The organism is Stenotrophomonas sp., assembly GCF_032099025.1.
Lineage (GTDB): Bacteria > Pseudomonadota > Gammaproteobacteria > Xanthomonadales > Xanthomonadaceae > Stenotrophomonas.
Window position 1 is genome coordinate 180,739 of sequence record NZ_DAMCID010000004.1, and the last position, 9,537, is coordinate 190,275.

General features: G+C 66.9%; 8 protein-coding genes. 7 read left to right on the forward strand and 1 reads right to left on the reverse strand.

What is annotated here, in order from left to right:
* Nucleotides 1–73: 73 nt before the first annotated feature.
* Nucleotides 74–1,786, reverse strand: a complete 1,713-nt coding sequence (locus tag RT456_RS05000; protein WP_313343316.1) for an alkaline phosphatase — start codon at nt 1,784–1,786, stop codon at nt 74–76.
* 151 nt (nt 1,787–1,937) lie between these two features.
* Here RT456_RS05000 and RT456_RS05005 point away from each other — a divergent pair, with 151 nt between their 5' ends.
* The 7 genes from RT456_RS05005 (at nt 1,938) to RT456_RS05035 (ending at nt 9,255) form a co-directional block, all read left to right on the forward strand.
* Nucleotides 1,938–3,269 carry a dicarboxylate/amino acid:cation symporter gene (locus RT456_RS05005; RefSeq protein ID WP_313343319.1) on the forward strand — a complete coding sequence of 444 codons (1,332 nt, stop codon included), beginning with the start codon at nt 1,938–1,940 and terminating at the stop codon, nt 3,267–3,269.
* A gap of 309 nt (nt 3,270–3,578) precedes the next feature.
* On the forward strand, nt 3,579–4,112 hold the full coding sequence (locus RT456_RS05010; protein ID WP_313343321.1) for a hypothetical protein: 534 nt from the start codon (nt 3,579–3,581) through the stop codon (nt 4,110–4,112).
* 8 nt (nt 4,113–4,120) lie between these two features.
* Entirely contained in the window at nt 4,121–4,747 is a 627-nt protein-coding gene (locus RT456_RS05015; RefSeq protein WP_313343351.1) for a hypothetical protein, read from the forward strand.
* A gap of 43 nt (nt 4,748–4,790) precedes the next feature.
* Nucleotides 4,791–6,272: an adhesin gene (locus RT456_RS05020; RefSeq protein ID WP_313343324.1), complete on the forward strand. Its 1,482-nt coding sequence runs from the start codon at nt 4,791–4,793 to the stop codon at nt 6,270–6,272.
* A 136-nt stretch (nt 6,273–6,408) separates the two neighbouring features.
* Nucleotides 6,409–7,110 (forward strand): C39 family peptidase, encoded by a 702-nt coding sequence (locus RT456_RS05025; protein WP_313343327.1) that lies wholly within the window; start codon nt 6,409–6,411, stop codon nt 7,108–7,110.
* A 53-nt stretch (nt 7,111–7,163) separates the two neighbouring features.
* Entirely contained in the window at nt 7,164–7,901 is a 738-nt protein-coding gene (locus tag RT456_RS05030; RefSeq protein WP_313343354.1) for a hypothetical protein, read from the forward strand.
* A 46-nt stretch (nt 7,902–7,947) separates the two neighbouring features.
* Nucleotides 7,948–9,255 carry a transporter gene (locus RT456_RS05035; protein ID WP_313343330.1) on the forward strand — a complete coding sequence of 436 codons (1,308 nt, stop codon included), beginning with the start codon at nt 7,948–7,950 and terminating at the stop codon, nt 9,253–9,255.
* Nucleotides 9,256–9,537: the final 282 nt, after the last annotated feature.

Sequence of the window (9,537 nt, forward strand, 5' to 3'; positions counted from 1 at the left end):
CAGCCGGCCGGCAGCAGCGCCAGCGCAGCCGACCGCAGCAGGCGGTCGGCGTGCGCCGTGCGCTGGCGCGGCATCAGTTGCCGGCTGCCTTGCGTTCGAACGCGGTCGGGACCGGCAGGTCCACCGGCACGCCCTTGGCGTCGCAGGTGCCGGCCTTGCACAGGCGCTCGCGCAGGCGCGGGGTGGCCTGCACGATCATGTGGTAGATCGCGTTCTGCTCCATGGTGCCGCGTACCGCCTTGCTGCCCGGGCCACGCGCCCAGATGCCGACGTCTTCGCCGCCATGGGTTTCGCTCTTGGTCGGCACCAGTGCTTCCTGCATGTAGTCGGGATGCTCGGTGTCGACATGGCTCAGATCCGGGCGACCGGATGCCGGGTCGAAGCTGCTCGGATTATGCGGGTAGGTCTTGTGACCGGCCGGCTGCTGGTTGGTGGCGCCGGTATAGCCGGGGCCGTTGGCGTAGCTGAGCGTGGTGTAGGGCAGGCCGAGGCCGTCACGGGCCACGTCCAGGCCGCCGGTACCGTCTTCACCGCCCTTGTCCTTCACCTTGCCCAGGATCGGGTTGCCACGGGCCGGGTAGCCCACGAAGTTCAGCGTGTGCGAGTGGTCGGCAGTGACGATGATCAGGGTGTCCTGGTCGGACGTGGCCTCCACGGCGGCACGCACCGCATCGGACAGGGCCACCGTATCGCTCAATGCGCGGTAGGCGTTGCCGCTGTGGTTGGCGTGGTCGATGCGGGCGCCTTCGACCATCAGCACGTAGCCTTCCTGGTGACGCGACAGGTTGGCGATGGCGGCCTGGGTCAGCTCGGCCAGGCTCGGCTCACCGGACGGATCGTCCTTGCGCTCGACCTCATAGCGCATGTGGTCCGGCTCGAACAGGCCCAGGATGGCCGGGGCGTTGGCGGCGGCCTGCAGCTGCCTGGCATTCCAGACATACGCGCCCTGCGGGTGCGCCTGCTGCCATTCGCTCACCAGGCTCCGCCCGTCCAGGCGCTGGCCGACCTTGTCGTCGTATTCGGGGTCGCGTTCTTCCACCGTGGTGAACTCGCCACGGCCGCCCCCCAGGGCCACCAGCGGGCCGCGCCCGTAGCGCGAGGTGGAGAGCAGCTGCTGGGCGATATCGGTGCAGCCGGCGGCCTTGGCCTCGGCCGGCAGGTCGGCGTCGTTTTCCCAATTGCGTTCAGGCGAGTGGGCATAGGTGGCCGCCGGGGTGGCATGGGTCAGGCGCGCGGTGGACACCACGCCGGTGGCCATGCCCGCGCTGTCGGCCAGCTGCAGCCAGGTCAGCAGGCCCTTGCCCAGGCTGTCGGCGCAGTCGTTGCGGGTACCCGCGCTCACACCGATGGCGCCCATGTGGGTCTTCACGCCCGTGGTGATCGCGGTCATGGTGCCGGCCGAGTCCGGGGTCTGCGAGTCGGTGTTGTAGGTCTTGCTGAATGCGGTGGCCGGGAAGCGCTCCCAGGACAGCAGGTTTTCCTCGCCCGGGTTGCCGTTGCGCTGGCCCTCGAAGATGCGCGCGGCGGCCACCGTGGTCAGGCTCATGCCATCGCCCAGGAACAGGATCACGTTCTTGGCGCGGCCATCCATCGCACCGCTGCCGGCAGCGCGGGCCGCGCCGCTGAGGTACCACCATTGCGGGGTTTCACCGGCGGGATGGGCCACGGCCGGGACATCGACCTGGAGGGCGCCGGCAGTGGCACGGGACGCGGGGGCGGAGGTGGCGCAGGCGCCAAGCAGCAGGGTGGTGGCGAGGGCGGCCACCAGAGGCGTGAAACGGGACATGGACGCGCATATCTCATTGATGAAACGGGCGTTCATTATGCAGAACGCCGCAAGGCACGCCGATGACACGCTGATTTTCCCTGTACGTCTCGTCCCCGCTGGCGGCTTGGGCTAAGGTGGCACGCTGTCACACTCTCTCCCTGGAATGCTCATGACGCTGGTGTCTGCCTGGTTGCGGATCCCGTTCTGGCAGCGCGTACTTGGCGGCTTCGTGCTGGGCGCGCTGGCCGGCTGGCTGCTCGGTCCCGCCGCCGAGGTCTGGTTCGGCCCGCTGGGCGACCTGTATGTCACGCTGATCAAGATGATCGCGGTGCCGCTGGTGTTCTTCGCGGTGATCAATGCGATCTCCTCGCTGCACGGCCAGAAGTCGGTGGCCGCGCTGGGGGGACGTACCTTCCTCTGGTTCATCATCACCGCTGCGCTGGCGGTGGGGATCGGGCTGGCCGTGGGCACGGTGATGCAGCCGGGGACCGGCGCCCTGAGCCTGAGCATGGACCACGGTTACACGCCGCGCGATGTGCCCAGCGTGGTCAAGGTGCTCATGGACGTGGTGCCGTCCAATGTGTTCTATGCCCTCACCGGGATCGGCACCCGGGTCAACGCCGCCGGCGAGACGGTGCTGGCGGCGGGCCGCGGTTCGATCCTGCCGGTGATCTTCTTCGCCGGCCTGCTGGGCTTTGCGATGGTCAAGCTGGGCGACAAGGTCGCCGAGGCACGCAAGCTCACCGGGCAGATGAGCGACATCATGATCCAGGTCACGCGGTTCGTGCTGGAGATGACGCCGCTGGGGACATTCGGCCTGATCGCGGGGCTGGTGGGCAGCTACGGGTTCGAGAAGCTGCTGCCGCTGGGCAACTTCGTGCTCGCGCTGTACGTTGCCTGCGCCCTGCACATCGTGGTGGTGTACGGCGGCCTGCTGCTGGCACATGGGCTGAACCCGTTGAAGTTCTTCCGTGGCGCGGCCCCGGGCATGCAGGTGGCGTTCGTCAGTTCGTCCAGCTTCGCGGCGATGCCGGCAGCGATGCGCTCGATCACGCACAACCTGGGCGTGAACAAGGACTATGCGTCGTTCGCGGTGCCGCTGGGAGCGAGCATCAAGATGGATGGCTGCGGCGCGATCTACCCGGCGTTGTGCGCGGTGTTCATCGCGCAGTACACCGGGGTGCCGTTGACGCCGGAGCAGTACGTGGTGGTGCTGATCGCTTCGGTGCTGGGCAGCTTCGGCACGGCCGGCGTGCCGGGCACGGCCGTGGTGATGGCCACGGTGGTGCTGAGCGCGGCCAACCTGCCGCTGGAGACCATCGGGTACCTGTACGCGATCGACCGCATCCTGGACATGATGCGCACGATGACCAATGTCACCGGCCAGATGCTGGTGCCGGTGCTGGTCGCCAAGGAAACCGGCCTGCTCGACCGCGCGGTCTACGACAACCCCTCGACCAACCTGGGCGTGGACGAGGGCGAAGAGTCCACATCGCGGTAACGGCGCGCCAGCGGTCGCCTCGAACAGACACGGGCCAGCACATGCTGGCCCGTCTTCGTTTTGCTGACTGCGCGGTGTGACAGGTGTATCGCACGGTGTAACACCGCTGATACACCCCGCCGGGACGCCAGTACTGCCGCGGTTCCCGCACGATTGCCGCCCGTGTTCAGGCCGCGTGAACCTGCACACGGGTGTAACACCTGCGTTGCAGCGGGACCGCGCGTCGAGCGCGGAACGCCCGCCATCCGGGCCTCTCGGAGTTGGCACGATTACTGCTCCATCCCCTCCGCATGATTATCGGAGGTCGCAATGGACAGCGTTGGCGTACGCAGCAGGGAAACCGCAGTGGCATGGTTGCTGGTGGTCGCGGTGATGGCACCGGCTGTCGTGCAGGCATCCGGCGCACGGCAAGGGGTCAAGTCCCAGCCGGGTGAGATGGTGCTGCTGCGTGATGTGTCCGCGCGGCCTGCCTACCGGCCCGCACCGCCCGGCATGGCACTGATTGCCGAGCCTTCGCCCAAGCGCGAAGTGGCCAATGCCCTGGGTACGCCCGCCGGGATGGACGAACTGAGCGACGACGATTACGCCTCGCTCGGCTCGAGCACCGGCGCCGGCGTGGGCCACCCACAGACCACGGTCGAGCGGGTCACCGGTACCACCGTGACCAACAGCCTGGGCAATGTCACGGGCGACGGTGGTGTGCTGGCGGGCAACTCCCTCAGCAACAGCATCAACGGACCGATGGGCGCGGTGGGCAATGCCACCCGCGGCATCGGTGACCAGGTGCGCGGAGCGCTGGGGCAGTTCCCGCTTGGCCAGCCTGCAGGCGGGCCCGGCAAATGAATCGCGTGATGCGTCGGGTGCCGCTGGCACTGCTGCTGGTCCTGCCGCTGCCGCTGTGCGCGCAGCAGGCTGACGACTACGCCGCGATGCTGTCCTACCTCAACCACAGTCGTATCGATGGCCGCGCGCTGAGCGGCGCCGACGGCGCCATGACCGTCAACATGGCCGCCGGCGATCTCAACCTGCAGGCCAACCTGCTGGGCATCGCCAACGGCGACAACGCACACATCAACATCGAGGCGCGCCAGCGCCACGCCGGCAACCGCGTGCGTGCCGACGGCGCGCTGGACGCCAGCGCCAGCATCGGCGGGCAGGCATTCAACGGCGCCAGGGGCGTCGCCATGATCAATCAGGCCAGCGGCACCGGCAACGCGACGCTCAACGTCGTCACCGCCACGCTGGCGCAACAGGGCATACGCGAGACGAACGACGAGGCCTTGGCCGCGTCAGGGGCGCTTGCGTCAGCAGGGGGGCAGGGCACCGCCAACAGCGGTCGGTCCGCCGGAACCCGCAGTGTCGCCGTGGAGGACACCGCGCTGGAGGGTTTCGACGGGGTTCTGCAACTCAATCAGATCGCGGGTACCGGCAACGTCACCGCCAACCAACTGGGCATCTCGGTGCAGTCCACCCCGTGAGTAGTTTCATCCACCCGATTGTCGTAATGAGAGAGAGGGCACCATGAACACCATGAACAGGACCGTACTTGCACTGGCCATCGCCGCTGCCGCGTCCGCTTCGGCGGCCGCGCAGGACAACCAGAACCAGAGTGCATTCATCAACCACCTGCACAACGTGGTTGAAACGCGCACCAACCTCAACACCAACGTAAACACCGATGTCGATACCGATGTTGATACCAGCATCAACACCGATATCGACACCAACATCGATACCAACATCCGCAATGATTGGGATTCCCGCACCCGGGTGCGCAACACCAGCACCACCACCAGCAACGACAGCACCCGCAATTCCAGCAGCAACACCACCGACAACGTGACCCGCACCCGTGACGTCACCGTCAACGAAAACGTCAACAAGACGAGCAACATCCAGGCCGACGAGCGCCAGGAAAAGAACAACCACGGCGTTGACGTGAACCTGGAAAAGGATCTCCGGCTGAGCTCGGACATCAGCTTCTCGGGTGACCCGGAAATCACCGGTTCGATCGACCTGGATTCGGCGGCGATCGCCATCATCGACAACCGCCAGTCGATCACCAACAACGAAGCGTCCAACGCGCTGCTGGACAACAACGCGTCGATCAGTGAAGACGTCGGTTCCGATGCCTCCGGCAACCTGGGCTTCAACGTGGCCGCCGGTGACAACAACGCGCAGGACAACGCGGCCTCGCTGTCCGCCGCGGATGCCTCCTTCAGCTTCGGCATGTCCGACGCGGAGGTCTTCGTCAACCAGTATGGTGCGGGCAACACCACGATGAACGAGGGCGTGGCCAACAACGCCAGCCTGAGTGGCAATGCCTTCAGCAATGCCAGCGGCAACATCGGCGCCAATGTCGCGGCGGGCAACAACAACGAGCAGAAGAACGCGCTCGCCGCCTCGGTGGCCACCGCCGCCTATGCAACGTCCAGCATCAGTTCCAACCAGGTCTCCTCGGGTAACAGCGTGGAGAACGCGGGCTACATGCGCGCCCTGTCCGACACCACCGAGGTCACCATGCGTGGCCGTGTTGCCGGTGGCACGCTGGCCGTCGGCGGCGGTGTCTACGAGGGCCGCGGCAACGCGTACCAGAAGGACAACTACTACCTGGACAGCTGGGAAGGCGAGCTGCCGCATCCGGGCGGCGACAGCACCGGGCATCTCGACATGGACAACGAGATCCAGAATGCAACCGCAAACCCGTACAACGAAGGCGTAGGTGGTATTGCCTTCGATACGGATGAAGAGGGCCAGCTGGGCTTTGTCGAAGTGGGCGTCGCCGATCTGTACGCCAGCCTGAGCGGCACCGTGCGCACCACCCGTTGGGTGAACGTCAACGCGGAAAACAACGCTTCGCTGTCCGGCAGTGCGTTCTCCGGCGCCTCCGGCAACATCGGCGTCAACGTCGCGTCCGGCTCGGGCAACCTGCAGTCCAATGCACTGGCACTGGCCGTGGCCCAGCCGTCCACCGGCGGCCCGACCCCGGGCGGCGGCGAGTAAGTCTGTCCGCTTTCGCAAGCAACACGCGTTGAGCGCAACAAACCCGGCCATCCGCCAATGGCCGGGCCCCCGGGAGCCCCTGTTCCATCCTCCCCCTTTGGGGCAGGGGCTCCTTCCTTTTTCTGGAGCCATGCCGATGTGGTCGACCCGAGCCCTGTGCTGCGCGTTGTCGCTGTGGATGCTGCCGGTGGGCGCTTCGCGTGCCGGTGACGTCGCCTTCAGCGGCGTGCTGCCCAACGGCGCGGTCCTGACCCAGCGCGTGGAGAGCATGCAGGAACGCCGTTTCCGCAACGTGGTACGGCAACACACCGATTACAGCTGCGGTGCGGCCGCCCTGGCCACGCTCCTGCGTTATGCCTACCACCTGGACGCCGACGAGGGCACGGTGATCGAAGGCATGATGGGGGTCTCGGACCCGCAACTGGTCCACCAGCGGGGATTCTCGCTGCTGGACATCAAGCGTTACGTCGAATCCATGGGCATGCGCGGACGCGGTTACCGCGTCAACGAAGAGCGCCTGCGCTCCCTGCGCGTGCCCGGGCTGGTGTTGATGGATGTGCGGGGCTTCCGCCATTTCGTGGTCCTCAAGCAGGTCCGCGGTGATCTGGTGGACGTGGCCGACCCGATCCTGGGCAACCGCAGCATTCCAGTCAGCGAATTTCTCGAATCGTGGCCGTCGCGCGCCGTGTTCGTCGTAATCGGTAGCGATTTCGACCGCAACACGGTGTTGCTGCAGCCCGGCGAACGGCCGAGCGCGCGGTCGCTGTATGCACGGCAGGGCCCGATCACCGACGCAGAGCTGGTGGATTTCGGTTTCACCCATGCCGATCTGTTCTAGGAGGCACCATGAACAACGCAATCTGGACGCACAGTGCATTGCTCCTCGCCCTGATGGGCGTCGCCCCGGCGCACGCCGCCGATGCACCGGCACCCCAGGAGCAGGGACGCCCCGGCAAGGGATTGAATGAGATCCCCGATCCGGAACTGAACCTCATGCGCGGGCGCTATACGGTCAACGGCAATGCCGTGGCCTGGTTCGGCGTCACCATGATTTCGCAATGGCAGGCCGGCAACCAGTCCGCGCAGAGCGCGTTGACGCTCGGCATGGACTTCAGCCACGGCGGCAACACGCCCAAGGTCAGCTTCACGCCCAGCGTCGTGGTGACCGCGCCGGATGCTCCGCTGCCGGTCACGCCCGGGCGCAGCGTGGATTCCAGCGGCCTGCAGAACGTGGCCGGTCTCACCCAGAGCATCCAGGTGGCCGGTGACAACAACGTGGCCAGCAATGCCACCCAGTTGAACGTGCGCGACGGCAACGCGCCGGCCGCCACCGAGCAGAGCGCACCACAGGTCAGCGCGCAGCAGGGCGGCGTGAGCGCTCTTGCACAGCGGGACGGCAACGGTGCCAGCGTGCAGCTGCAGATCCAGGGCATTGGCTCCGTGCAGCAGTGGATCCGCAACGGCAGCGTTGGCCAGAGCATCGCGGTCACCAGCGATGGGCAGTCTGTCAGCAACCGCATGCAGATCGACCTGGTCCGGCAGACGCTGGCCAGCAGTGGATCACTGAACCAGAACGTGGCCCAGGCGATGACGCTTGTCCGCGGCGTTGGCATGGGGCCCGGCCAGTAACCCACGGCCGGGCGGGGGGAACGACACAGAACCGTAGGGCAGGGACATGCACACCTCGATACACACGACACCGTTGGCGCTGGCGGCGCTGGCACTGGTGATGTCGGCGGCGGCGAACGCGCAGACCGCGCCAGCCACACCGAACGACGAAGCCGACGTCAAGGCACTCATCCAGCAGCTGGAGCTGCTCAAGGCCAACTACGCCCAGGAAGTACGCCGCCTGCGCGAACTGGACATGCAGGTACAGGCCATGCAGGCCCGCCTGACCGGCAAGACCGCGCCGATCGCCGGCGCCGCGCCCTCCGAGCCCCTGCCGTCCACCGCAGCGGCACCGCCTACCGGCGACGGCTATGCCAGCAGCGCCGCCGAAGCCCAGCAGGCCAAACAGGCTTCGCGGCGCAGCGTGGATGACGTCAAGCAACAGACCGCGACCTTGTTCACCCGTCGCTTCACCATCGAAAACAGCCTCAGCTATTCGCGTTACGACCGCAAACAGCTCACCCTCAACGGCTTCCTTGCCCTGGATGCGATCTTCCTCGGCAACATCGCCATCGAGAACGTCGAGTCCGACTCGTTGACCTACAACGTGGCCGCGCGCTGGGGACTCACCCCACGCCTGGCGCTGAACCTGGACGTGCCCTACCTGGCGCGCAAGACCGTGTTCCAGAAGGGCGGCGCCGGCGGCTCGGCCGCGGCCATCGCCCAGGAAGAAACCACCGGCAACGGCATCGGCGACGTCAGCCTGAGCGGCAACTACAAACTGTTCTCCGAACACGGCCGCTGGCCTGAAACCGTGCTGACCGTGGGCGCCACCGCACCCACCGGCCGCGCACCCTATGGCGTGGACTGGAAGGTGCTTGAGCGCGACGACGACGACTTCATCCGCTTCGCCGTGCCCGAACAGCAACCCACCGGCAACGGCGTGTGGCAGGCCAACGTCGGCCTGTCGGCCGTCAAGACCGCCGACCCGGCGATCCTGTTCGCCAACCTTGGCTACATCCATTCGTTCGAGCGCAGCTTCGATGATCTCGACGCCAACCCCGACACCGTCAACCCGGGTGACGTGAAGCTGGGGGGCTCCATCTACTTCGGCGCCGGCGTCGCGTTCGCGTTCAACGAACGCACCAGCCTGAGCATCTCCTTCAGCGACAAGCTCAGCGCCCGAGCATCCACCCGCTTCCAGGGCGGCCAGTGGGTCAAGATCGTGGGCAGCGACGCCAACGCCGCCACCCTCAACCTGGGCATCACCTACGCGTTGAACCAGAACACCACGCTGGTCAGCCTGCTCGGCATCGGCCTGACCCCGGACGCCCCGGACTTCACCCTGGCATTCAAGGTGCCGTACATGCTTTGAGCGAAAACGGGCAGACGCGGCTGCCGGTGGACCGAGCGCGGGGCCGCCATGCCCTTGCCGGTGAAGGTCGCTCAACAGCGGCTGCCGGTGGGGCGAGCGCGGGGCCGCCATACCCTTGCCTGCGAATGTCCCCCGGCGTCGGCCTTCGGCCGCCCCCTCCTCCTTTACTTCGCCGCAAGGGCATGCCGGCCCCGCACTCGCCCCACCGGCGTTGGCACCGTGACATCCGCTTTTCCATCGCGTACCGCAAGCCGAGCCCCGTCGCGGCCGGTAGGTCCCTGG

Bases quoted from the DNA above. Each gene is read 5' to 3' on its own strand.
- RT456_RS05020 (WP_313343324.1), top strand. From the start codon at position 4,791: ATGAACACCATGAACAGGACCGTACTTGCACTGGCCATCGCCGCTGCC.
- RT456_RS05015 (WP_313343351.1), top strand. From the start codon at position 4,121: ATGCGTCGGGTGCCGCTGGCACTGCTGCTGGTCCTGCCGCTGCCGCTG.
- RT456_RS05010 (WP_313343321.1), top strand. From the start codon at position 3,579: ATGGACAGCGTTGGCGTACGCAGCAGGGAAACCGCAGTGGCATGGTTG.
- RT456_RS05030 (WP_313343354.1), top strand. From the start codon at position 7,164: ATGGGCGTCGCCCCGGCGCACGCCGCCGATGCACCGGCACCCCAGGAG.
- RT456_RS05025 (WP_313343327.1), top strand. From the start codon at position 6,409: ATGTGGTCGACCCGAGCCCTGTGCTGCGCGTTGTCGCTGTGGATGCTG.
- RT456_RS05000 (WP_313343316.1), bottom strand. From the start codon at position 1,786: ATGTCCCGTTTCACGCCTCTGGTGGCCGCCCTCGCCACCACCCTGCTG.
- RT456_RS05035 (WP_313343330.1), top strand. From the start codon at position 7,948: ATGCACACCTCGATACACACGACACCGTTGGCGCTGGCGGCGCTGGCA.
- RT456_RS05005 (WP_313343319.1), top strand. From the start codon at position 1,938: ATGACGCTGGTGTCTGCCTGGTTGCGGATCCCGTTCTGGCAGCGCGTA.